The 24996-nt window shown below is 41.8% G+C and carries 17 protein-coding genes; 7 read left to right on the top strand and 10 right to left on the bottom strand.

The genetic code is table 11. The annotated features are described in order from the left end of the window. Positions 1-8: 8 nt before the first annotated feature. The 3 genes from R2Q78_RS11995 to R2Q78_RS11985 are packed head-to-tail and all read right to left on the bottom strand — an operon-like array spanning position 9 to position 4863. Positions 9-1034: a hypothetical protein gene (locus R2Q78_RS11995; protein ID WP_316792164.1), complete on the bottom strand. Its 1026-nt coding sequence runs from the start codon at positions 1032-1034 to the stop codon at positions 9-11. Between the two features lie 49 nt (positions 1035-1083). Then, positions 1084-2538 carry a DUF1501 domain-containing protein gene (locus R2Q78_RS11990; protein WP_316792162.1) on the bottom strand — a complete coding sequence of 485 codons (1455 nt, stop codon included), beginning with the start codon at positions 2536-2538 and terminating at the stop codon, positions 1084-1086. Between the two features lie 3 nt (positions 2539-2541). Beyond that, entirely contained in the window at positions 2542-4863 is a 2322-nt protein-coding gene (locus R2Q78_RS11985; protein ID WP_316792160.1) for a PSD1 and planctomycete cytochrome C domain-containing protein, read from the bottom strand. A 282-nt stretch (positions 4864-5145) separates the two neighbouring features. Between R2Q78_RS11985 and katG the strand changes: the two genes are divergently transcribed. The 5 genes from katG (at position 5146) to R2Q78_RS11960 (ending at position 12812) form a co-directional block, all read left to right on the top strand. Continuing rightward, positions 5146-7422, top strand: a complete 2277-nt coding sequence (gene katG / locus R2Q78_RS11980) for a catalase/peroxidase HPI (protein ID WP_316792157.1) — start codon at positions 5146-5148, stop codon at positions 7420-7422. Positions 7423-7641: 219 nt separating this feature from the next. Next, entirely contained in the window at positions 7642-10134 is a 2493-nt protein-coding gene (locus R2Q78_RS11975) for a TonB-dependent receptor (RefSeq protein ID WP_316792155.1), read from the top strand. 2 nt (positions 10135-10136) lie between these two features. Then, a complete protein-coding gene (locus R2Q78_RS11970; protein WP_316792153.1) occupies positions 10137-11231 on the top strand; it encodes a PepSY-associated TM helix domain-containing protein in 1095 nt (364 codons plus the stop codon). 157 nt (positions 11232-11388) lie between these two features. Then, positions 11389-12150, top strand: coding sequence for a hypothetical protein (locus R2Q78_RS11965; protein WP_316792152.1), 762 nt, complete (start codon positions 11389-11391; stop codon positions 12148-12150). Between the two features lie 131 nt (positions 12151-12281). Next, positions 12282-12812, top strand: coding sequence for an outer membrane beta-barrel protein (locus R2Q78_RS11960; protein WP_316792151.1), 531 nt, complete (start codon positions 12282-12284; stop codon positions 12810-12812). A 53-nt stretch (positions 12813-12865) separates the two neighbouring features. On the opposite strand, the gene R2Q78_RS11955 is transcribed toward R2Q78_RS11960, so the two are convergent. Next, positions 12866-13552 carry a hypothetical protein gene (locus R2Q78_RS11955; protein ID WP_316792149.1) on the bottom strand — a complete coding sequence of 229 codons (687 nt, stop codon included), beginning with the start codon at positions 13550-13552 and terminating at the stop codon, positions 12866-12868. 91 nt (positions 13553-13643) lie between these two features. Between R2Q78_RS11955 and R2Q78_RS11950 the strand changes: the two genes are divergently transcribed. Then, positions 13644-14051, top strand: coding sequence for a DUF2846 domain-containing protein (locus R2Q78_RS11950; protein ID WP_316792147.1), 408 nt, complete (start codon positions 13644-13646; stop codon positions 14049-14051). A gap of 36 nt (positions 14052-14087) precedes the next feature. Here R2Q78_RS11950 and R2Q78_RS11945 read toward each other — a convergent pair whose 3' ends face one another. The 5 genes from R2Q78_RS11945 to R2Q78_RS11925 form a co-directional block, all read right to left on the bottom strand. Continuing rightward, positions 14088-15500, bottom strand: a complete 1413-nt coding sequence (locus tag R2Q78_RS11945) for a TlpA disulfide reductase family protein (protein ID WP_316792145.1) — start codon at positions 15498-15500, stop codon at positions 14088-14090. Positions 15501-15566: 66 nt separating this feature from the next. Continuing rightward, positions 15567-16448, bottom strand: a complete 882-nt coding sequence (locus R2Q78_RS11940) for an AraC family transcriptional regulator (protein ID WP_316792144.1) — start codon at positions 16446-16448, stop codon at positions 15567-15569. Next, the gene (locus R2Q78_RS11935) at positions 16435-17784 is read right to left on the bottom strand and encodes a c-type cytochrome domain-containing protein (RefSeq protein ID WP_316792141.1); all 1350 of its coding nucleotides are present in this window, start codon (positions 17782-17784) and stop codon (positions 16435-16437) included. The genes R2Q78_RS11940 and R2Q78_RS11935 overlap by 14 nt, the downstream gene beginning before the upstream one ends. Continuing rightward, positions 17781-19298: a DUF1501 domain-containing protein gene (locus tag R2Q78_RS11930; protein WP_316792139.1), complete on the bottom strand. Its 1518-nt coding sequence runs from the start codon at positions 19296-19298 to the stop codon at positions 17781-17783. The genes R2Q78_RS11935 and R2Q78_RS11930 overlap by 4 nt, the downstream gene beginning before the upstream one ends. Positions 19299-19302: 4 nt before the next feature. Further along, positions 19303-22542, bottom strand: a complete 3240-nt coding sequence (locus R2Q78_RS11925; RefSeq protein ID WP_316792138.1) for a DUF1553 domain-containing protein — start codon at positions 22540-22542, stop codon at positions 19303-19305. 208 nt (positions 22543-22750) lie between these two features. On the opposite strand from R2Q78_RS11925, the gene R2Q78_RS11920 reads away from it, so the two are divergent. Further along, on the top strand, positions 22751-23941 hold the full coding sequence (locus R2Q78_RS11920) for a DUF4419 domain-containing protein (RefSeq protein ID WP_316792136.1): 1191 nt from the start codon (positions 22751-22753) through the stop codon (positions 23939-23941). A 104-nt stretch (positions 23942-24045) separates the two neighbouring features. Here the strand turns inward: R2Q78_RS11920 and R2Q78_RS11915 are convergent, their stop codons facing one another. Then, positions 24046-24780: a hypothetical protein gene (locus R2Q78_RS11915; protein ID WP_316792134.1), complete on the bottom strand. Its 735-nt coding sequence runs from the start codon at positions 24778-24780 to the stop codon at positions 24046-24048. Between the last annotated feature and the right edge of the window lie 216 nt (positions 24781-24996).

Below are 24996 nucleotides of genomic sequence, written 5' to 3'. Positions count from 1 at the left end.
AACTTCAATTATACGCGGGTAAATTTATAGGGATAAACTTTACCTGACGCCCATTGCGCAACATATAGATTTTCATCGTCGTCTATACACACATCGTGCGGATTCAGCAAAATCTTTTCGGCCTGTGCCATAGGTTGCAGTATTCCATCAAGATATACCGGCGCCGTGCCTCCAATATTGGATACTACTTTATTGTTCTTATCCAAGATCGTCGCAAAACCACTTCCTTCTTTATCCAGATTCGGAGAGCGCAATACCGCGGCGTACAAGTAGTCTTTGTGAATCACAGGTCGGCATACACATGCTCCCGGCAATTGTATTACCTCTTTTAAATTTCCCTGCAGGTCAAATCGCTTGAAGCAGTTCCTCGTGCGGTCGGTGACCAGCAACGTAGGACTGCCGTGTCGCCTGTCTATGCATACACCATGCGCATTGTCCAGGTGTTTCGTTTCCGTGCCCCTTCCACCAAAGTATGACAGCAATTTACCTTTATGATCGTAGTGAAGTACGTACTGCAGTCCGTAACCATCCGCTATGAAAAAGCTTCCGTCATCAGCTACTGCGACTTCAGTAGGTACAAATTCTTCTTTCTTTTTATACAGGCCGGTTTCCATCGGACAATCGATGGTCATTAAGACCTTCCCGTCCAAAGTAGTTTTGTATACCTGGTGCCTGTTTGTGTCTGTGATGAAGAGAAACTGTTTGTTGTTTTCATTGGCAAGTGTAAGCCCATGTGCTCCGGGAAATTCATGTCCCCAGCTGTCCAGCAGCTTACCTGATTTATTATAGATCAGCACATTGTTTTTAGTTTCATTGGTCAGCAATAAAATCCTTCCCTTTGCATCCTGTACCATTTCATGACAATCATTTACCGGATTTTTTTCCGGGTTAAGTTGCCCCCATTTGGTATCCAGGGTATATTTCATTTTATTATGTCCGTAAACAGGACCTTTGGGTTTGGCCAGCAGGTCTTTGGTGATAAAAAAACTTGCGGAGACAATTGCTGTATGTTTTAAAAATGTACTTCGGTTCATCTGTATATTTTGTTTTTAACTGCCAGAAGCAGCGTTGGTTATTGAAATGTTAAATTAAAATGTCTTTTACTACTTTACCGGAAACATCGGTCAGCCTGTAACGCCGTCCAAGATGCTTGAATATCAGTTTCTCATGATTGAGGCCCAACTGGTGTAACACCGTTGCCTGAAAATCATGAACATGCACAGGGTCTTTTACGATGTTATAGCCAAACTCGTCTGATTCTCCATATACTATCCCTGGTTTTACGCCTCCGCCGGCCATCCAGATGCTAAAACATCTTGGATGATGGTCGCGCCCGTAATTGTCTACAGTCATTTTACCCTGACTATAATTTGTTCTCCCAAACTCACCTCCCCAAATCACGAGGGTTTCGTCCAGTAAGCCCCTTTGCTTCAGGTCGGTGATCAGCGCTGCAGAAGCCTGATCTACGTCCTTTGCCTGTCCTGCCATTTCCCTAGGCAACTCGCCATGCTGGTCCCAGCCCTGATGGTACAGTTGTACAAAACGGACACCATTCTCGCTCAGTTTACGGGCGAGCAGGCAATTGGCGGCAAAAGTCCCCGGAACAAGACAATCTGGCCCATACAATTTTATAATATCGTCCGGTTCCTTAGAAAGATCTGTGATTTCCGGAACTGCAGTTTGCATTCTATAGGCCATTTCATACTGCTGAATCTTGGCATTGATCTCCGGATCACCAAATTCCTTATAAGAGATGTCATTCATCTCTGCAAGTTTATCCAGCATTTTCCTTCTTTCAAATCTGTTGAGTCCATCAGGATCTTTGAGGTAAAGTACCGGGTCTTCGCCACTGCTAAACTGCACCCCCTGGTGTGTAGAATCCAGGAATCCATTCGTCCACAGTTTGGAATACACCCCCTGTCCATTCCCCTTTCCCCTGGAAAGCAATACAGTATAGGCCGGCAGGTTTTTATTTTCACTACCCAGGCCATAGCTCAACCAGGCGCCCATACTTGGACGGTTGCCTTGTTGCGCACCAGTCTGAAAAAACGTCAGCGCCGGATCATGGTTGATGGCTTCAGTGTACATTGATTTGATGATACAAATATCGTCCACCACTTTAGCTGTATGCGGAAACAGGTCGCTGATCCATGCCTGTGAATTACCGTACTGCTTAAAATCGTAATAAGATCCGACTAAAGGAAAAGAAGCCTGATTGGCTGTCATTCCTGTAAGGCGCTGCCCTGCTCTTATAGAAGGAGGGAGCTCCTGCCCCATCATTTCCCTAAGTTTAGGCTTATAATCAAAGGACTCCAGTTGTGATGGTGCGCCGTTCTGAAACAAGTAAATCACCCGCTTTGCTTTAGGTGCAAAATCAGGAATGCCCGGAGGAAGTCCGGCCTCATCGCCCGATCCGCCGGTAAACAAGTCGGGAATCAACAGAGAGCCCAATGCAACACTTCCGAGCCCGAGGCTTAGCTTTGATAAAAAGCGGCGCCTGTTAAAATTTAAACCGTGCTCTAAAAAATCCTTTTCCATTTCTCAAGATTTTGTGATGGTTTCTTCTAAATTATAAATGATCGTAATAGTCCCCATCAATGCCGCCATATTGATCTTATTGATGTTAGCCGCCAGCGGGTATTCACCCACGCTGAGTACTTTAAGTGCGTCCGACTCTTTTTTAAATACCTTCTGCTGATCGCTGTAGTAAGCACTCAGCAGCTTAACCTCCTTATCCGTCGGCTTTCTGCATACAATCAGCCTGAAAGCCTTGGTTACCTTTTCTTCCACTGTTCCATTTCCACCAAGTAAACGGGCCGCCAAAACGCGTGAAGCTTCCAATACTGAAGGATCATTCATCATCACCAATGCCTGAAGCGGTGTATTCGTTTTTAAACGCTTTACTTCGCACTGGTCACGATTACTCGCATCAAAAATGCCCATTGCCGGTGGGGGAACCGTACGTTTAATAAAAGTGTACATGCCCCGTCTGTAAAGGCTCTCTTTATGATCCTGCTTGTAGCTGGCCAGTATGCCCCTCCCTGAGGTAGCACTCTCCCACAGCCCTGCCGGCTGGTAAGGTTTTACGCTTGGACCGCCTATGGTTTTAACCAGCAGGCCACTGCTGGCCATTACCACATCCCTGACCATTTCTGCCGGGATACGGTACCTCGGCGCACGGGCAAGCAGCACATTCTCTGGATCCGTCTTCAGTTTTTCCTTACTAATGACAGCCGATTGCCTGTAAGTAGCAGACGATACGATCTGTTTAACCAGTCGTTTGATGTTCCAGCCATGTTCCATAAAATCCACAGCCAGCCAGTCCAGCAATTCAGGATGAGAAGGGAGCTCACCCTGCATTCCAAAATCTCCGGAGGTTTTAACAATACCCCGTCCGAAAAATTCCTGCCAAACCTGATTTACGAAAACCCTGGCGGTGAGCGGGTTTTGTTTATTGAACAGCCACTGCGTTAATCCCAATCTGTTTTTCGGATAACCATCAGCAAATGACAGGATTGATTTTGGAGTTCCTGCCTCGACTTCTGTACCATGCGAATCATAGACCCCACGGTTGAGTATATATGTTTTTCTAAGCGTGTCGGCATCCCCCATCACCGATACGATCAGTTTACCGGTATCCTGTTTGTTTACAAATTTGAGTATCTCTTTTACATCTTTATTGCTGATCTCCATCAGAGGCTTCTTGGCATAGGTCTCTGGACCGCCAACTGAAGATTCCAATCCCACCTCTTTTACGTTATTAAAGAAGGCAAAAACCTGGTAATATTCTTTCTGTGAAAAAGGGTCATATTTATGGTCGTGACAGTGTGCACATTCTAAAGTAACCCCGATTAGTGCCTTTCCAAAGGTATTGGTACGGTCGGTCACATATTCTACCCTGTATTCTTCATCAATCACTCCTCCCTCTTCAGTAATCTTATGATTTCTATTGAAGCCGGTTGCCAGCAACTGTTCTTTGGTTGCGTTTGGCATCAGATCACCGGCGAGTTGCCAGGAAATAAACTGATTATAAGGCATATTTTCGTTAAAAGCGTGGATTACCCAATCGCGCCATGGCCACTGTGACCGGTAATTGTCATCCTGATAGCCATGCGAATCTGCATATCGCGCTACATCCAGCCAGTGCAAAGCCATCTTTTCGCCATATGCCTTACTCTGAAGCAAAGACTCCAGCATCTTTCCATAGGCATTGCTACTTTTATCTGCCATAAACCTGTCCATCATTTGAAGATCAGGAGGCAGACCTGTAATGTCCAGACTGGCTCTTTTCAATAACCTTTCCTTATCCGCCTCTTCGTTTGGCTCCAATCCTTTTTGTTCCAGCTTATTCAAAATGAAATAATCAATCTCATTTTTAACCCAGGCTGAATGTTCTACTTTTGGTAATTCCGGTTTTTTTGGTGGAATAAATGCCCAGTGTTTTTCATATTTACCCCCCTGTTTAATCCATTTTTCGATAATTGAAATCTCATTTGCCGTCAGTTTCAGGTTAGAAGATTTAGGAGGCATCATCACTGCAGAATCCTGCGAGGAAATACGTAAAAATACTTCGGAAGCATTTGGCTTAAATGGCACTATAGCGTGGGCTGAAGGATGTTCTTTTAATGCTTTATAAGCTTCCTCCGCAATATCTAACCGCAAATCTGCCTCACGTTTGTTGGCATCAGGACCATGACAGATGAAACACTTATCAGACAGGATCGGCCTTACGTGAAAATTATAGCTGATGCTGTCCGGTAATTTCTCTTCGGAAACAGCGGTCTTAGAGGAACTATTACATGCCTGTATTGCATATACGATAGCCGCTAACCCCAGCGATAAACAAAATAGTTTACGATGCATACAACAATATTTGGTTTTTTTAGGCTGGTTATTAAAAAAGGCAAATTATTCTTTATCACACAACCTTATTATCTAGCATAAAATACGGCAATTGAGTTCCATTAAAAATGGATAATACAACTAATTTGGTGGACTATCCTGTGATAAATCCTTAGAAAAACTAAATAGATTATAACTATGGAAACATAGAATTAAGTGATTGTGATTAGTTCTTCAAATACCTTAAATTTATAAAAGTTAGTACAGCACTGACAGCCAAGTTTAACCTTATGTATTTATAATATGGAAAAAGAATCAAACGATATCAGTAAATGCCCTTTTCACAATGGCAGTATGAAACACAATACCGGTGGTGGCGGTACCAGAAATAACGACTGGTGGCCAAACCAGCTAAAACTAGGCATCCTGCGTCAGCATTCCTCATTATCAAATCCTATGGGCGAAGATTTCGATTATGCTGAAGCTTTTAAAAGCCTGGACCTGGAAGCGGTAAAAAGAGACCTTCATGCACTGATGACCGACTCACAGGACTGGTGGCCGGCAGATTTCGGGCATTACGGTCCTTTGTTTATCCGTATGGCCTGGCACAGTGCAGGCACCTATCGTGTAGGCGATGGCCGTGGTGGTGCAGGCGCCGGATTGCAGCGTTTTGCTCCGCTGAACAGCTGGCCTGATAACGTGAGTCTGGATAAGGCACGCAGGTTGCTTTGGCCCATTAAACAAAAATATGGACGCAAGATTTCATGGGCCGATCTGATGATCCTTACCGGAAATATCGCACTTGAATCAATGGGTTTTAAAACTTTTGGTTTTGCCGGCGGACGTGCAGATGTATGGGAAGCGGATGAATCAGTATACTGGGGTTCAGAAACCAAATGGCTGGGTGGCGACCTTCGTTATGCACATGGTTCAGAAGGCGTAGCCAAACATGCTGTACTGGTGTCTGATGATAATGCAGATGGTGACATGCACTCCCGCAAATTAGAGAAACCACTTGCCGCAGTTCAAATGGGGCTGATCTATGTAAACCCCGAAGGTCCGGATGGCAATCCTGACCCTATTGCTGCTGCTAAAGACATTCGCGATACCTTTGGCAGGATGGCAATGGACGATGAAGAAACAGTAGCGCTTATCGCAGGCGGACACAGTTTTGGTAAGACACATGGAGCGGCCTCTTCAGATCATGTAGGCAAAGAGCCTGAGGCTGTCGACCTGGAAATGCAGGGCTTTGGCTGGAAAAACAGTTACGGTTCCGGTAAAGGTGCAGACACGATCACCAGCGGACTAGAGGTAATCTGGACGAAAACACCCACACAATGGAGCAATAACTTCTTTGAAAACCTATTTGGATTTGAATGGCAGCTTTCTAAAAGTCCGGCCGGAGCACACCAATGGGTAGCAAAAAATGCAGGAGATATCATTCCAGATGCATTTGACAATTCAAAAAAACATTTGCCAACCATGCTGACTACAGATCTTGCTTTAAGATTTGACCCTGCTTATGAAAAGATATCGAGACGTTTTCTGGAAAACCCAGATGCCTTTGCTGATGCATTTGCACGAGCCTGGTTTAAATTGACACATCGTGACATGGGTCCGCGTGCCCGCTATTTAGGTGCTGATGTTCCCTCCGAAGAATTGATCTGGCAAGATCCAGTTCCTGCAGTGGATCACAAATTAATAGACGAGAATGATATCAGTGCATTGAAGGCAAAGGTATTGTCATCAGGACTTACAGTATCAGAACTGGTTTCTACCGCATGGGCTTCAGCTTCTACCTTCCGTGGTTCAGACAAGCGCGGAGGCGCCAACGGTGCCCGTATCCGCCTTGCTCCTCAAAGATATTGGCAGGTAAATAACTCCACACAATTGCAAAAGGTGCTGGATATTCTGGAAAGTATTCAGAAAGATTTTAACGCTTCGCAGTCAGAAGGCAAAAAAGTTTCTATAGCAGATCTGATTGTGCTTGCCGGTTGCGCAGGTATTGAAAAAGCCGCACAGGATGCAGGAAAATCGACGACTGTTCCTTTTACCCCGGGACGTACAGATGCTTCGCAGGAACAAACTGATGTGGAGTCGGTAGGTTACCTGGAACCTATTGCCGACGGGTTCCGCAATTACCGTAAATCAAAAATCCCTGTATCTACAGAGGAATTGCTGATTGATAAAGCACACTTACTAAACCTTACTGCTCCTGAGTTGACTGTTTTGCTGGGTGGGATGCGTGTTTTGAATACAAATTTCGATGGTTCTAAACACGGTATTTTCACTTCACGTACCGGGCAGCTGACCAACGATTTCTTCGTAAATCTGCTCGACATGAGTACCGCCTGGAAAGCAGTATCTGATGACAAGGAGCTATATGAAGGTACTGATCGCAGCACCGGAGCGGTAAAGTGGACAGCTACCCGTGCGGATCTTGTATTCGGTTCGAACTCAGAATTGAGGGCAATCGCTGAAGTTTATGGCAGTACCGATGCCCAGGACAAATTTGTGAACGACTTTGTCGCAGTCTGGAATAAAGTAATGAATGCCGACAGATTTGATTTGTCTAACTAAATAATTTGCCGGTTTGGTACTGGCTTTATGGGAGATCTCTTGAGAATAGTTCAAGAGGTCTCTCCTTTTTTATGTAATATCATTTCGTCCTGAAGACTTAATAACTTGCAGAATAAACTCAAACCGGTAGTTATCAAGCTAATACCTCCTGATAAAATAAATTGCGTTTATTTAGATTGATTCCAAGTAATTAATTAGCTTTGCCGCAAATTTATTTGCATGTACAAAAAACTTACTCACACAAGACAAATTCTGAATTCCCTGCTTTCAACAGGTGCCATTTTGTTGCTTGCCTTTAGCAGCTATGCAGCTGGGGAGAGCCGTCTGGAAGAAAAATTTATAACCCGGATTCTTGCCGATAAAGGCAGTATTAAAGGTACTGTAAAAACCAGTGATGGTAAACCTGCCGAGTTTGTTACCATAGGTATTAAAGGCAAGAAAAGCGCACAGGTTGATGCCCGTGGAAATTACCTGATTAAAGACCTTGAACCTGGAACATACACACTTATTGCAAGTTTTATTGGACTTGGTGTTCAGCAAAAGCAGGTTACAGTAATTGCAGGAGAAACGATTTCTGTTGATTTTGTTTTGGTAGAAAACAATGAGCAGCTGGAAGAAGTGGTGATCAATGGTGGCAGCACCAATAAGTTTGCAGTAAAGAGAACTACTACATCAGCGAAAATGCCATTGGGCAACCTGGAGAACCCGCAAATCTATACTACCATTCCTAAAACTTTGCTGACGGAACAGATGGTCACAGAGTTTAGCATGGCACTTAAAAACTCTCCGGGTGTATACAAAATCCAGGGCAGCAGAGGAATCAATGCTGATGGTGCTTCTTTTTACAGCATGCGCGGTTTCAGAACAGAAGCAGCATTGATGGATGGTGTACCTTCTCAAACCAATGGTGAAATTGATCCTGTAAATATAGAACGTGTAGAACTGGTTAAAGGACCTTCTGGTACCCTCTTTGGTGGTGCAGTAGTTTCCTTTGGCGGTCTGATCAATATCGTCACAAAAAAACCGGTAGATACGCTGGGTGGTGAGCTGAATTATACCACCGGCAGTTATGGATTGAACCGTCTTTCTGCAGATGTATACGGCCCGGTTAATAAAAGCAAAAAGCTATTATTCCGGATGAATGCAGCTTATCAGAATCAGAATAGTTTTCAGGATGCGGGCTTTAGAAAGTCAATCATTGCAGCCCCTTCATTTGAATACAGGGCAAATGAGAAATTGACACTGAGTTTGAATGCCAGCTTTTACGAATTAGAAGGTACCAGTTCCCCTTCAATTTTCTTAAATCGCGTACGTGGATTTATAGCTACCACCCCCAAAGAATTGAACTTCGACTGGAATCGCTCGTTCACCGCCAATGACATCGTCATGAAGAACCCAACTGTAAATGTAAGGGGACAAATTACTTATAAGATATCAGATCAATGGACCTCGCAAACCATCTATTCCAGCAATACACGTAAATCAGATGGCTTTTACCAATACCAGTTTATCCGTGGTGCCACATCAGATGAAATGCTGGAACGAAATGTTTCTCTACAAAACTCTGTAAACACAGCAACAAATCTACAGCAGAATTTTATGGGCGATTTTAAAGTGCTTGGCCTGCGTAATAGAATAGTGGTTGGGCTGGACTATTTAAATCAGACAATAAATAATAACAATTCGCCATACCTGGTATTTGACAATACAAGTGGCTTAACACCAGATGCTAACTATACAAAAATTTCACGCGCAGCTATAGAGGCAAAGCTAGCTGCAAGCACCGCGGCACCTACCAAAAACAGCATGAAAAGCAATATTTACAGTGCTTATGCATCAGATGTGCTAAATGTGACGGATGAATTGATGGCCATGGTAAGTCTAAGGGTAGATCGTTTTGAAAATAAAGGAAACTACAACCAGGCCACTGCTAAACTCGTGGACAGCAGTCAATATAACCAAACTTCTATATCCCCAAAATTTGGATTGGTTTACCAGGTGCTGAAAGATAAGATCTCTATTTTCGGGAATTACATGAACGGATTTAGTTATGTAGCGCCGGTGACACAGCCGAAAGGATCTAATGCTTCAGGAACCTTCAAACCGCAACAGGCTAACCAGTTTGAAGCTGGTGCAAAAATGGATCTGTTTGAAGGAAAACTAAGTTTTACGGCGAGTGTGTATGACATCGAAGTAAAGAACATGACCCGTCCGGAAGAAGTAAATGTAGGCGGTACAAACTATATGATTACTGTACAGAACGGTACACAGAAAAGTAAGGGTATAGAACTGGAACTGATTGCCAATCCGTTTGAAGGATTGAATGTGATTGCCGGATACAGCTATAATGACAGCAAACTGGTTAAATCTACTATTGCACTTGAAGGCCGCAGACCAGCATCAGCCGGGCCATCTACTTTAATCAATTCCTGGATCAGTTATGCAATTCCCCGCGGAGATTTAAAAGGGTTAGGACTTGGTACGGGCATCAACTACATCGGAAAACATTTAACTGCCAATTCTGCGGTTACCGGAATATTTACTTTGCCTTCGTACATCATGGCCACTGCAACTGTATTTTATGATAAGCCACAGTACAGATTGGGTGTTAAAGTTGATAACTTAGCCGATGAAAAATATTTTGCCGGACAAGGTGTACTGACTCCGCAAATGCCAAGAACAATTGCAGCCAGTATGACATTTAAATTTTAATATTGACCACTAAGAAAATCATAGGACAAATTCACCTCTGGCTCGGATTAGCTTCCGGGCTAGTGGTGTTTATACTGGGCCTTACAGGTGCTACATATGCTTTTCAGCAGGAAATTAAGGACCTGATTTATAAAGACCGTTTGTATGTCGAAGCAGCAAATGGTGCAAAACGTTTGCCCCTAAGTGAACTGCTGCCAATAGCCGAGCAGGCTATGGGTGAGGACCATAAAATTTCAAGGGCCGAGCTTTCGCAAAAACCCGGGCGGACTTATATGTTCAGGGCAATAAAACTGAACAAAGAGGCATTTGGTTACTGGAACTATTATCAATATTATGATAAAGTCTACCTAAACCCCTATACCGGCCAGGTCGTATTTAAAGAAAATGCCAAAGCAGAGTTTTTTACAGTAGTCCTGGCATTACATATGAATTTGCTGTTGGGAGATCAGGTAGGTCATTTCATTGTACGCTGGTCAGTGGTCTGCTTTGTAGTCCTGCTGCTATCAGGCATAGTGCTGTGGTGGCCAAAAAACTGGAAACCTAAACAGCTGAAGAAAAGCTTTAAGATCAAATGGGATGCAAAGTTTAAGCGGCTAAATTACGACCTCCACAATGTATTTGGTTTTTACAGTTTTCTGGTGCTCATCGTAATCTCATTGACGGGATTAATGTGGTCTTTTGAACTGACTACCGAAAAAAAAGCTAAAGTACTCTCGGATACCACTCAAACGGGTACAATCCCCGTCGATAAGATATTGGCACAGGCACATCAATCATCACCCGAAACCGCATATTTTCTGTATAACTTTCCCGCAGCCAAAAGCGGCACTGTAAATGTCTCTGCTTACCAGAGCGAGACGAATTTATATGACAGGGTACAATACAAATTTGACAGGTATAGCGGCGCCTTGCTTCAAAAAGGTGAACAGTTTAGTAAACTTTCTGCCGGAGCCCGGATTATTACCATGAATTATGACCTTCACACAGGAAGTGTATTTGGTCTTTTCGGGAAGTTGATGACATTTTTGGCCGGACTGATTGCGGCAGGTTTGCCGGTAACCGGTTTCATCATTTGGTGGAAAAGAGGCAGGAAATAGCAATGCCGGAGACAAGCCGTCCTCGGTCTACTATAACCAGCTTCTTTTATAAAACCATTAATTTTACAATACGAGCTATCAATATAATTATCCTGCTCCATCGTATACCACGCTTTTCAGAATTGCAGTTTGGAGGATAAATTGTATCTTTAATGCTATGATACGTCTCTTATTTATTCTCGCTACAATTATTTCAATAAATACTTTTGCGCAGGAAACGTCCCTACCTGTCGACGAGTGGAAAAGCAGTCCCGTACCAGTCAGCCCGGATAGCCTACTCAAATACAATTACTCTAAAACCTGGTTCCTCAGTATCAAAAATGACGAGGTATTCGCGACTACAACAGAAGGAAAAACAGCGACAGCGCCATTCCTGATTCTTGAACCCACACCAGCATTCGATCAATTTTACCGCTACGTAGCTAAAGTTGACGATGGGTACCTGATAGGATTTAACGGTGGCGAATTCGGAGGCAGCCTTTATTGGTATTCCAAAGATGGCGAACGGTTTTATAAGGTCTCAAACCACAGTGTAATCCAATACATCAAACGTGGAAATAAGCTTTACGCAATTGAAGGCCTTACACACATGTCTGTATCGGAAGGCAGTATCATCGAGTTAAAGAAAATTTCAGGTAAATGGACAGCTGAGCGATATGTGGAGCTCCCATTAGGGCCGACGGCGGTTGCGCTCGACAAAAAAGGCAGCTTTATAGTGATGACTTCCAGCAGTCTGCTCCGGATCAATAAAAACAAACGCGTCACTACTTTGATTGACAAGGGATTCTGGGCGATATATCTTTATCCCGGACCAGAGTCCATCAAAGTAAAAAACGATACTTTTTATGTGGGTCTGCGCGGCGGCGTTTTCAAATACAATCCCGCCACAAAAAAACAGGAGTGGCTTATGCCATACTGATCAAAGATAGTATGAAACTTGATATATTATGATGAGCAAACTCTCTTAATAAAAAAACAAACCTGCCTATAGAATTTCAACTCGGGATTTTTTACATTTGAACATAACTAAAAATATTTAACCCCGATTTCATGAAAAAGAACCTCTATTTATTTTTTGCGATTGCATTGTTCCCATTTTTCACGTTTGCTCAAAAGGGCAGTCACTATCTGCAGGTTAGCGGACAGGCGGCAATTCCTACAGCAAGCCTGGCAGATATCGTCAAAACCGGCTTTGGCGGCTCGGTAAAAGGAATGTATGGCATAGGCGTTTTTCCTCAACACCTGACTCTGGAGGCAGGCTACAACAGATTTGCTGTTAAAGACTTACCTTCAAGTGCCTCGGCCCACTATTCTGCTATCCCTGTTTATCTTGGCTATAGGGCTAATCTTAGCGGATTCATATTAGAGTCTCAGGCAGGTCTTTCTTTCAACCGCATTGCCGGATCAGGATCTGGCGGAAGTGCAAGCGCTAACCAAACTGCATTTGGCTGGTCACTCGGTGCTGGATATACCTATAAGTCGGTTGAACTGGGTGTTAGATATCAAAGCTCAGAGAAGGGCGATGATGTTCAGGAAATCAGATATGTTGGCATCCGTTTAGGGTACAACTTCTCTTTGTAAAAAACAGGTGTCCATACCGAAATGCGATATCAATTTCGGTATGGACATACCATTTAAATTTTCTTATAATTTGAATATTCAGATATGGTTTCCATTGGAGCAAGCTGTCCCAGAAACTTGACCATTAGATTCAAATCCTCACTTTCGGTAAAATAGCGTTTCTCATTTTCATCGTATCTGTATTTCGCCACAAGATCTAGTTTTTCAGCATTAAATATTTTGATTTTCAATGGCTTTTCATTCAATGACTGTACTTTTTCCAATCGCTTGGTTTTTAGATTAATGGTCAGATAAAGTCTGCAGTCTTTCATAAATTTTGCCTCGTCAGGCAATGATGCCGGATCTTGCTTATAACTGATTATCAAAAAATCAGCATTTACTTTTTCGATCTTATATGTGCTTTCATCAATCTTTCCAACTACCGGCGGCTTACCATGGTTTTTACGAAATGTTTTTATATCCGAGTTACCAGGAGCTTTTCCCTTCACTGAAGTTACCGTCCATTGTTCAGCTTCCGGTTTAGAGGGATCAAATTTCGCCAGGATTACCGATTCTTTATTACCTGTTATCGTGGTGTATTTATAGTCGAATGTATAATTATCAGGTCGATCTCTGGATTTAGGATCCAGTATTGAAGGATCAACACCATTCTTTTTAAAAGATTCAAGTATTACGGACTTTTGTCCGAACGATATCAGCACAGAGAGATTTAAAATGGCCAGGAATAATAGTTTTTTCATATTTGATAAATTCTTTTTTCAAATATAATATATTGTATTTTCTTTACTAAAAACAATAACTTTAATTCAGAATTCATTTAATCTATATGTTATGAAAATTAAAATTTTAGCCACGCTATTATTTGCAGTTGCAGTAGGCTGTTTATTCACGGCCTTTAAACGTCAGGAAACTGGCCAGGTCTACTTTATCCGTTCTACCAATAGTGTTGGTTCTTTAGTTGCCTATAAGGTTTATATCGATGATAAATTGGTTTGTAATCTAAAAAACAAGCGTTATTCCTTGCACAATATCGCAGCTGGCGAACATACAGTCGCAATTTCGAATACTGGTCTGAGTAGCCATAAAAAATCAAGAGCATTAAAAATTAACGTCGCGGCTGACAAAAGTAATTATTTAGTCGTGATCAATGGGTCTGAAGTTTACCTTCAGGAATCTGTGGAATCTTCTGCTCAGGAATTGCTAAAGCGTGTAGCTGCAACAACTAAATGCTTACCTTAAGCAATGACGAGAGGGTGAGTTTCATCCTCTCACATATTACTTCTGAATCTCCTTCTCTAAAATTGCCATCAGCTTAGCCGGGTCACTTGGCCGAGGTGCATTGCTATCCACAATACGGCCCTGCTTATCAATAATGATAAACCGTGGAATAGTCCTCACCTGATATGACTTTGCAAAACTATCGTCCGTATCTTCCAGTTGCAGCCAGGTCATTTGATCCTTGCTGATAATGTCATATCTTTTTGTCCGGTTTTTTGCATCTGAGGTAGCAATGCTGATGATCTCCACTTTATTATTTCCCTTATAATGGTCATAAATCTTTTTAAGATGAGGGGTTTCTTCTTTACAAGGGCCACACCAGCTCGCCCACAAATCCAGATACACCACTTTCCCCCTAAATTCCGCAAGTTCGTGCATTTTTCCACTGGTATCCGGCAAGTTAAACAGCGGAGATAAAGTTCCGGGTTTTAACTCGCTTGCCTCCTTTATCCTCGTTGAAATGAGGCTTTTCAACAACGCTTTGATCCTAGAATCACCCACCCTGTCGACATAAGACCGCATCTTTTCAAAATCTTCCAATTTAAAAGTACCCGCTATTGTAGAAGGCATATTTTTATACATTACAAAATCATACACCTTACCCGTATAGAATTTAGAAGTTAGATAAAGCTGGTAATTGCCTTTCTTTTTGATCTCCTCGTCCGCCGGAAAAGCATTATAGCTATAGCAATAGTCAGGATAGCCAGTGACAAGAAAAGAAAACGATAGACCAGCCAGATTACTTTCTTCATTCAGCTCCTTTTCCAAAGATGTTATGCCAATCCTGGAAACCATTGCCTTGATCTGTTGCCAGTTAAGGTTATTCTCAGAGGCATAAGAATCGAAAAGCTCATTTAAGGAATCATACTTTAAGTCTGTTAATAATGACCGCTTAAAATGATCGCTATAAGGCTCCGTGTTTGATGAATTGAAGTGCTTTTCTATTAGTCCGGAAAGCATTTTATGCTCTTCCAAAAGATGGTGAATGTAAGTATCGGCATCTTTTGCATTCCAATTTACTGTATCTGCTATCAATAATTTTCGACGAGCTCCCCAATAGGCATTCGCTTTTGCCCCTATACCACTAAAATTAGTAGTTAGACTTAAAGTTCTGGGGTCTTTTGCATCAGCATTGATTTGCATATCATAACCCGGAGCAATAAATAATACGAATGAAATATTCTTGCGGTTGGTCAATATCCCCTGAAAGGGAGATTTGATCTGATCAGTTTCATAATTAAAGGTTCCGTCGGCATTTACCACAAGGCTATCTTTAAAATAACCAGTATGTGCGCTCAATTCAAAAGTTTGCGGCCCAAGATTCAATAATCTTCCGCTTAAACGAACCTTTTGTCCAAAACCATTCAGTCCTGTGGCGAACAAGATAAATACCAGTAAATATTTCTTCATATCAATTTAAAGATATAAATATTATATTTAAGCATCATTAACGCTTGATTACATATCTCCATGAACTTATATGACCAATTTTCCGCTAATGCTTTTTTTGTATTGTCCGGGAGTAAACCCTGTTATACTTTTAAAAACTCTGGAAAAATAAGCCTGACTTTCAAAACCAAGCTGGTTGGCAATTTCATAAAAAGTCATATTGGTGGTTGCCAGAAGAAATTGCGAGCGTTCGACTCTTTTAGACTTGAGATAATCCAAAGGCCGGACTCCTGTATTTTTTAAAAATAGCCGGGAAAAATGATCACTGTGATAATTTGCTTCTTTTGCCAGCATTGACACTGAAATGGGATCGCTTAAATGGTTTTGCATAAAAAAAATAGCATTTGCGATCTTGGAATCAATGTGACTTACTTCTGTATTTAAGAATAAGGGAGACTGGAGAAAACGGGCAACCAATTGTAGCAGCAGTCCACATGTTTCCATATAAGCGGACAGCGGCATCACGTTATTTAAGTGATAATAATCGGTTAATACCTTATCAACTTCATAGACTTTGGGATTATTAGAGGTATGAAGGCCTCTTCCGGGATTAAGTTTAACGATTCTCTTTATTGAAGCTATATCTGTTTCTCCTGCTGGCAATTTAAAAACTTTACGGTTTGATGAAAATAAAGCCCCCAATTGAAACTCCTCCAAAAGACAAATGTAATGATGGCTAAGATAATGGTCACATATATAGCTACAAGTAGTAAAACTTGGTATGAGATACATAAAGCCCGGTTCGAGAATATATTCTTCAAGATTACAGATTAGTTTTCCTTCTCCATCATCAATATATAATATCCTGCAGAATACGCTGGTAACATTTTTATAATTCCAGTTCTTGTTTAATTTCACATAATCCGTAAGCAGCAGTGTAAATGTCGACTTGCAATTAATTGTGTTCATCTGCTTTTCTTTCATTGACGCTGGTTCTCCAGCTATATATTCTTTGAATATGAGGATTCTTTTTTAATTTAAGAACAGCATCAGCAGTTATCATCGTTTCATTGAGATTTATCGCTTCGAGGTGTTTTAGGGAAGTTAAATAATTACTTAACTGATCGGTAACAGGATTTTTCTCCAGCCTCAATTTCTCCAGGTTTATTAACGCAGGCAAAAAGTCAAGATCCTGATCTGTTAATTGATTGTCTGAAAAATTTAACCAAACAATGTTCTTTGCCAGCTTTAATATTTCCGGCTTTAGATCACCTACTTTAATTTTCGACTTTGGCGGTAGTGTAACATCAAGCATTACAGGCTTGTTAAGCATCATTCTGATCCGGACTCCCTTATTCCGGAGACTCATTAAGCTCGAGGTATCTAAAGTAAATGGCAGATCTTTATTGATTGACTGATATGGTATAGCATCATTTTGCCCCGGATCTTCAACACCTCCAATCCCTAAAAACAAAGCAACCATTGGCTGTAAGGCATTCGTATTTTTCATTGCGGCAATAGCGAGACCTTCTTCTGTCCTCCCCTCTTTGATCCACCATGTAATGAGTTTCAGTTCATTTTTGGTTAAAGCTGGCTTGCCGTCTGCCGGCATAAATTCTTTATGGCCTTCATCAAGGGTAATGCGCCGAAAAAGTTCGCTCGCATCTGGCTTGCCGGCAACAACTGCAGGTCCATTTTTTCCTCCTGTTTTTAACGCCGCTAAGGATTCGACAGACAGTTCCCCTTTTTGCTTACCTTCCCGGTGACATTGCACACATTTATTTTGAAGAATGGGTTGAATCACATCCTCAAACAGCATCGCCTGTTCTACTGTCGACGGCTTTTCCCGCTCCTCATGCATCAATATGCGAAAAGTTAGGTAATCATTGCCATGTGTCAGACTTGCACCTTGATGTCCACTGTAGCTCATTAGTACCACCAGACCCAGAAGTACTACAGAAAATAGCTTGTCGCCCATTTTCAGATACTTTCTAAACATAGTGGTAGATGATAAATAAAGTAGTCCGCAAATAACAGCCAGTGTGATTCCCGACAACTTATGCTGAGTAAGTGTATCGGGGTCATAATCTCCACTAAGAGATAATATGTATCCGAATATACAGGCAAGTGCTGCCGCAACAAACCCAACGAGCAAAATAAATGGAACTGCTTGCCTCAGGTGCCGGTACTTTTTGAAATAGGAAAAAACATCAAACAGAGCCGCAAGCAAAATAAAACCAATAGGCAGGTGTACAATCAAGGGGTGCAAACGCCCTGAAAAAGTGAAAATATCTGACACGATCATGATAAAATGTCTTTTACTATTTTTCCTTCTACATCAGTAAGTCTAAAGCGTCTTCCCTGGAATTTATAGGTCAGCCGCTCATGATCAATTCCCATCAAGTGCAATAGCGTAGCCTGAAAATCATGTACATGAACAGGGTCTTTAACGATGTTATAACTAAAATCATCGGTTTCGCCAAAAGTGATTCCAGGTTTTACACCTGCACCAGCCATCCACATCGTGAAGCAACGCGGGTGGTGATCACGACCATAATCATTGGCTGTTAGTTTACCTTGTGAATATACTGTCCGGCCAAATTCGCCACCCCAGATCACCAGCGTATCTTCCAGCAAACCTCGGCGTTTTAGGTCAGTAATCAATGCAGCTGTAGCCTGGTCTGTAGCTTTGCATTGTGCAGCGATGCCGGACGGCAAACTGCCATGCTGGTCCCATCCCTGGTGATAAAGCTGTACAAATTTGACATCCTTTTCCAGCAGTTTCCGAGCTAGCAGGCAGTTTGCTGCGTAAGTACCAGGATCTTTGCTATCGGGACCGTACAATTCAAATATTTCCTCAGGTTCGTCTGTTACGCTCATCACCTCGGGAACCGACGTTTGCATCCTGTAAGCCATTTCATACTGTGCTATCCTTGCCTCTACCTCGGGGTCACCGTAAGTACTGTTTTGCATTTGGTTCAGTTTGGAGAGGTATTCGAGCATTTCTTTCCTGTCCGCCCCATCGTACCCTTCAGGATTATTAAGGAACAATACCGGATCTTTTCCTGATCGAAATTGTACACCCTGATGTTTGGATGGAAGAAATCCATTGCCCCATAGCCGGGCATAGAGAGGCTGATCTTTTTGGCCATTCTTTGATACCAATACGATGAAAGCCGGCAGGTTTTCATTGTCAGAGCCCAAACCGTAACTAAGCCATGAGCCTATTGATGGACGGCCAGGCAACTGGTTGCCTGTCTGAAAAAAAGTAATTGCCGGATCGTGGTTAATCGCTTCAGAATGCATGGATTTCACAATACACAAATCATCCACTACTTTAGCTGTATATGGCAACAGCTCACTGATCCAGGTTTGGTTTTGTCCGTGCTGATTAAATTTATAATAGGAAGGCACTATCGGCAGGGCACTTTGATTTGCACTCATACCTGTTAACCGCTGTCCCTTGCGGACTGAGTCGGGCAGGTTTTGTCCCATCATTTTTAGCAGTGCAGGCTTGTAATCAAAAGTCTCAAACTGCGATGGTCCGCCACTCATGAAAAGATATACTACCCTTTTTGCTTTCGGAGCAAAATGCGGTAATGCCTTTAATATCTCCTGCTCCATATCTCCTGTGGCATCGCTAATTACCGGCCGGGACGAATTGCCAATCAATTTGTTACCAAAAAGTGATCCCAGTGCCAGCGCACCTATGCCCATTGACGTTTTAGTCAGAAAGTCGCGCCGGTCCAGCTTCTGGTTCAGCTTGTTAAACTCAGGGTCGTTGATCCTGAATTCTTCTTCATGATGATGATCTGCCATTCGGTTATCGTTTTGTTAATGTTGCATCTGAATTCAATATGGTGCTGGCAATAACCGCATTGGCAGCAATCATTGCACTATCCATTGTTTTATCAATCTTGTATTGACCAGCACTTAACCAGCCGCTCTGCTTTCGCGGATTTTTCCTGAATCTATCCAATTCAATTTGCTGCAACGCAGTAAGCAGTTCCAGCTCTTTGGGCAGTACCCTTCGACCTGTCAGCTTCCTAAAGATCTGGCTAATTGCCAGTCTGCTATCTGCCTGTCTGGCCATTTGTTCTCCCATGACTTTTGAGGCTTCTAAAAAAGTAGGGTCATTCAGCGTTACCAGGGCTTGCAAAGGTGTATTGGTTTTTTGCCTTCTGATCACGCAATAGCTGCGTGATGTGGCATCAAACGTTGAAAGCGTGGGGTTTGGCACCGACCTTTTTACAATAACATATAAGCTACGCCGGTAAACCTCCGGACCTTTATCCTGAGTGTAAGAGGTATTATTAATTTCCCACAGTCCTTCTGGCTGATAAGGCTTCATACTTTTCCCGCCTATTTTTGTATTCAATAGCCCACTGGCCATTAGCGCATTATCCCGTATCATCTCGGCCGACATGCGATAGGCAGGACCATGAGAAAGCAATCTGTTTTCGGGATCTTTTTCACGCGCCTCTTTACTTGTTTTTGAATCCTGTCTGTAAGTAGCCGACATGACAATCATTTTATTCAGTTTCTTCACATTCCATCCCGACTCCCGGAATGAAACAGCAAGCCAGTCGAGTAGTTCCAAATGACTGGGCATCTCTCCCTGGTTGCCAAAGTCTTCAGCGGTTTTGACTAGCCCTACGCCAAAGAAATTTTGCCACACGCGGTTCACAGCAACACGGGCTGTCAATGGATGATCAGGATTAGTGAGCCATTGTGCCAAACCATAGCGGTTTTTAGGTAAGTCTTTGGCATAGGCCAAAATACTGGCCGGAGTATTAGGAAACACCTGCTCTCCTGGCATATCGTAGTTTCCCCGTTTGAGCAGGAAGGTCTTTTTGGGTGTCGACATTTCCCGCATCACCATCAACTCCTGAATGTTTTCCGTAGAATCCGCAAGTGTAGTCCGAAGCAATTTCAATTCTTCTCCTTCTTTTTTTATTTGAGGATCAACTACTGCGAAATAGTATTGTCTAAGCGAGTTTAATTCAAGATCGGTTAGCCTATCATATTTTGAAACGATTTGATTCCAGTTCATCTTTTTGGCCAGGATGGCTACCTCAATAGGCGATAAGTTGCGGTTGTACACTGCAATATCATCAACTACACCCTCTTTAAGACCACGGCCACGCCACCATGCGCCAATTTGCAATCCTGGCTGTGACCCTCCCCCAAACAAAATATCTTTATCCAGCTTGTCCACAATAGTCTCCATTTTCAGCTCCGAGCCATCGAGGTATAATTTTAAGCCCGAAGCACTTGAAGAACCATCATAAGTCATTGTTAACTGTATCCATTTATTCCGTGGCACATCAGCAGTACTTAGTTTAGTAATAGCATTTGCAGGATAGGCATGCGCCATGTTCAATTCCAGCCTGTTGTCTTTTAGATATAAATGATACCCCTTAAAATTATAAAGACGCTCTGCGCTGCTCTTATGAAAAATCACTCCTTCGGTAAGGTGTTTTGGTATGCTGACCCAAATCCCTATGCTAAACGGTTCAGATTTTCGAAAAACACCTACCTGATTTAAATCAAGCCAGGAATCACCATCCAGCGCCAGTCCCTTACCTGTACTTCCTGCAGTGAAAACGGGAGCATCACCGGGTTGGCCGGCATCACGTTTCATCACCGCAACCTGCCTTCGGTCTATATACTCTTTGAGGTTGCCCTGATCAAAGTTAAAGTAAGCCTGCAGCCCGTCTGCGGGTATTTTATTTGCCAATACCTTGCCGTACTGCCCGCGCTTCAACCATTTCAAAAACGATTGCTCCCGCTCACGCTCATCCTCTTTTATTTTCTTTTGCTGCTTCAAGATGGTCTTTTTGATTGCGTTGACCACCTGTTCCTTTACGGAATCAGGCAATAATAACGTAGGAGCCGGCATGCTGTTATCCCATGAAATTTGTCCGGCCTCTTTCACATTGTTAAAAAAGCTGAAAAGTTCATAATAATTCTTTTGTGAGATGGGATCGTACTTATGATCATGGCATTTGGCACAACCCACAGACAAGCCCAACATGGCATCGCCAAAAGTATTTGTGCGATCTATTACATATTCCGTCTGAAATTCCTGCTCAATAATTCCACCTTCCATATTTTGCTGGTGATTACGGTTAAAGGCCGTCGCAATTATCATTTCCTTAGTTGGATGAGGCATAAGATCGCCTGCCAACTGCCATTGGATGAATTTATGGTATCCGATATTGTCATTGAAAGCCTTAATTACCCAGTCACGATAGGGCGACATATCTCTGAGCCTGTCTACAGTATAACCATAAGAATCGGCAAAACGGGCTACGTCCAGCCAATCTACAGCCATTTTTTCACCATAATGCTTCGATTGCAAAAGGCGGTCGACCTGCCTTTCATAAGCATTAGGAGATTGGTCTTTTAAAAATAGATCAATTTCCTCTATCGTTGGCGGCAGGCCTGTCAGATCCAGCGATACCCTTCGAAGCAAAAGTTCCTTATTTGCTTCAGATGATTGCTTTAAATGCTGCTTTTGTAATTTTTCGACGATGAAATTATCTATTGGATTATTCAACCTGGCAGATCCTTTAACTTTAGGTGGCTCTACCTTAACAGGTTTTACAAATGCCCAGTGTGGTTTGTATACTGCACCGTCTTTAATCCACTTAACCAATATTGCTTTTTCAATAGGTGTAAGGTTAAGATGAGATGCTGGCGTAGGCATTTTATACTTTGGATCCTCAGATAATATCCTGTGAAATGCTTCACTGTCATCCAGACTGCCAGGGCTTATCGCAACTTTACCTTTGTTTTCCGGCAAAGGAGCATAAGCAAAATCAGCCAGGTCCAATCTAAGCCCTGCTTTTTGTTTGGCTTTATCTGGTCCATGACAAGCAAAACATTTGTCAGACAGTATTGGTTTTACGTCAATGTTATAATCCAGTGATTCCGGTAAAGCAATGTAAGCCTGCTCAACATCCTTAGGTAACTTTGGGATTGAAGAAGAGAATATGTATAGACTGAACGCAATTAAAAACATAGCGATCAGCAACATAACAATTGATCGTCGCCTCATATGAAAGTATATTTGGTTATACAGATTAAAATTAATGGTGATTGACTACGAATAGTTTAACAAACACAACTAATTTTAGTACAAATCCGACATTTGGAGTAATAACGACAACACAGATTCATAGATATTCCTGTCATAATTAGTTCTTAGAAAAGATCAAAAAATATCATTATATTTAAGCATCATTAACGCTTAATCACATATCTCCATGAACAGGTACTACATTATAATGCTTTTCCTTTTCCTCGTGTCAGGTAAAGTACAGGCTCAATCGAATACTTATCAAATCGAGACATTAACTAAACCCGAGAAATTATTACCAACTGTCAGTCCTGATGGGTTGTTTCACAATATAGACAAGGATTTCATCAAGTTATCTGTTAAAGATAACCTGGTGGATCTCGGTACACATCCGGTCATTACCGGTTATTTGAGAGCCTATCAAAACCACTACCCTCTGACCATCAGTCCAGATATTGCCTGGTTATTGATCTGCCAGGGATTTGCCAATCATGTGAATGCTGACCCGGAAAAAATCAGATCGCAGCTCGTAAATTTTGACGGAAAAAAAACTTTGATTGTGAAGCGGGACCTAAGTAAAATGGGCAACATGACTGATTTTCCCTGGGAAACAGTGTTTCCAGAATTTGCCGAGCAAATCGCAGGATTCACAGGGAAAGAATTAACAAATAACTTATCAGCCGATTTTACGACAACAACGCCAACTGTAAGGATAGCAAGTCAAATTACGCTAATGGAGTCAATGAAGGAATTTTTCAACTATAAAGTTGTCTTTATAGGTTGCGGCATCTCTGAAGTAACAGTGGAAGGCAGTGTTAAGGACTGGGAAAAGATCCTTAAGCGCCTGGACTACCTCGCTAAGTATGACCTGGAATGGTGGACTTCGGAATTGAAGCCAGTTATTCAGAAAATCATTGACACAAAGAAAGGTAAGCCTGACAAACAATTTTGGATGAATATGGTCAAGTACCATAAGCTTGGAGTGTATGGTTCATACGATGGAATTGATGGTTGGCTGCTAAAATTTTACCCCTATCTGCAAAGTAGCAGCCCGGTAACGGAAAATAAGGTAACAGCTACTAACGGGCGTGCAGTTGTCCCGGGCTATGTTAATATAGCAGCTCAACCTTCAAAAAACAGGACGCTATATTTAAGAAGGTCGGAGTTCAAAGAGATTACCAGCCTAAATAGCTTGCCTAAGGAATTGGCCAACGTGCCTTTTATTGTGGAAGTTCAAGATGCTAAAGGAAATGTAGTAAAGTCTTTCAATATGGAACTTTGGGCTGGCTTTATGGGTGTTAAACAAGATCAGAAGTCATTTAATATAAAGCCTGAAATTGGCTGGGCCATTAATCGGAAAACTGAGAAGGATAACTGAAATATATAGGCTTTAGTGTAAAAAAAAGGTCTATTTCAACAATGGCGATTTTATCCAGCAGATAAACAAGAAGTTAAGGCATAGAAAAAATTGGAATAAAATTTCTAATCCAATTGACTTAATCTTTCAGATGCTGATTTCCTTACCTCCGGGGTTTTATCTGTTTTTGCAATTTCCATCAAACTTGGTTCAAAAGTCATTTTGCTAACTGCTAATTTTCTTACCTCTGCATCCTTGTCCGTTTTGGCAATCTCTGTCAAACTTGGTTCAAAAGTCATTTTGCTAACTGCTATTTTCCTAACCTCTACGTCCTTGTCTGTTTTTGCTATTTCTGTCAAACTTGGTTCAAAAGTCATTCTGCTAACTGCTAATTTTCTTACCTCTACGTCCTTGTCTGTTTTGGCAATTTCTGTCAAACTTGGTTCAAAAGTCATTTTGCTAACTACTATTTTCCTAACCTCTGGGTCTTTATCCGTTTTTGCTATTTCTCTCAAACTTGGTTCAAAAGTCATTTTGCTAACTGCTAATTTTCTAACCTCTGGGTCTTTATCTGTTTTTGCTATTTCTGTCAAACTTGGTTCAAAAGTCATTTTGCTAACTGCTAATTTTCTTACCTCTGCATCCTTGTCCGTTTTGGCAATTTCTGTCAAACTTGGTTCAAAAGTCATTTTGCTAACTGCTATTTCTGTTGTAATAGCGGTATACGAAATGGCGTCTGAATTTGCACTAGTGGTTGTAACTGTAATTTTTTCCGACTTATTAGTCTGTCTTAAATTAACATTGCAGCCAAAAATTAGAATAATTATCAATGAAAAGAATGGAAAGCGTAATGTTCTCATAATTCGTTATCTGTTGTGTTTGTGTATAGGTCTATACATCGTCATCATTATTTGTTATCCTAAAGTATCAAAAATATTTTATAAAGCATATAAGGGGCTTTTTATTCCCACAAATTTAATTTTCAACGATTTGCTGAATCAGTTTATTATTAATACTTTTAGCAAGACAAATGATAAATATTCAAAAAAATATCATCAGCAAACCTTCTTAACTCG

Origin of the sequence: Pedobacter frigoris, assembly GCF_032678645.1 — a bacterium.
GTDB classification, from domain to species: Bacteria; Bacteroidota; Bacteroidia; order Sphingobacteriales; family Sphingobacteriaceae; genus Pedobacter; species Pedobacter frigoris_A.
This window is presented reverse-complemented; position numbering and strand designations above follow the sequence as displayed.

Bases quoted from the DNA above. Each gene is read 5' to 3' on its own strand.
- R2Q78_RS11930 (WP_316792139.1), bottom strand. From the start codon at position 19,298: ATGGCAGATCATCATCATGAAGAAGAATTCAGGATCAACGACCCTGAG.
- R2Q78_RS11995 (WP_316792164.1), bottom strand. From the start codon at position 1,034: ATGAACCGAAGTACATTTTTAAAACATACAGCAATTGTCTCCGCAAGT.
- R2Q78_RS11975 (WP_316792155.1), top strand. From the start codon at position 7,642: ATGTACAAAAAACTTACTCACACAAGACAAATTCTGAATTCCCTGCTT.
- R2Q78_RS11960 (WP_316792151.1), top strand. From the start codon at position 12,282: ATGAAAAAGAACCTCTATTTATTTTTTGCGATTGCATTGTTCCCATTT.
- katG (WP_316792157.1), top strand. From the start codon at position 5,146: ATGGAAAAAGAATCAAACGATATCAGTAAATGCCCTTTTCACAATGGC.
- R2Q78_RS11945 (WP_316792145.1), bottom strand. From the start codon at position 15,500: ATGAAGAAATATTTACTGGTATTTATCTTGTTCGCCACAGGACTGAAT.
- R2Q78_RS11965 (WP_316792152.1), top strand. From the start codon at position 11,389: ATGATACGTCTCTTATTTATTCTCGCTACAATTATTTCAATAAATACT.
- R2Q78_RS11925 (WP_316792138.1), bottom strand. From the start codon at position 22,542: ATGAGGCGACGATCAATTGTTATGTTGCTGATCGCTATGTTTTTAATT.
- R2Q78_RS11950 (WP_316792147.1), top strand. From the start codon at position 13,644: ATGAAAATTAAAATTTTAGCCACGCTATTATTTGCAGTTGCAGTAGGC.
- R2Q78_RS11985 (WP_316792160.1), bottom strand. From the start codon at position 4,863: ATGCATCGTAAACTATTTTGTTTATCGCTGGGGTTAGCGGCTATCGTA.
- R2Q78_RS11935 (WP_316792141.1), bottom strand. From the start codon at position 17,784: ATGATCGTGTCAGATATTTTCACTTTTTCAGGGCGTTTGCACCCCTTG.
- R2Q78_RS11920 (WP_316792136.1), top strand. From the start codon at position 22,751: ATGAACAGGTACTACATTATAATGCTTTTCCTTTTCCTCGTGTCAGGT.
- R2Q78_RS11915 (WP_316792134.1), bottom strand. From the start codon at position 24,780: ATGAGAACATTACGCTTTCCATTCTTTTCATTGATAATTATTCTAATT.
- R2Q78_RS11990 (WP_316792162.1), bottom strand. From the start codon at position 2,538: ATGGAAAAGGATTTTTTAGAGCACGGTTTAAATTTTAACAGGCGCCGC.
- R2Q78_RS11940 (WP_316792144.1), bottom strand. From the start codon at position 16,448: ATGAACACAATTAATTGCAAGTCGACATTTACACTGCTGCTTACGGAT.
- R2Q78_RS11955 (WP_316792149.1), bottom strand. From the start codon at position 13,552: ATGAAAAAACTATTATTCCTGGCCATTTTAAATCTCTCTGTGCTGATA.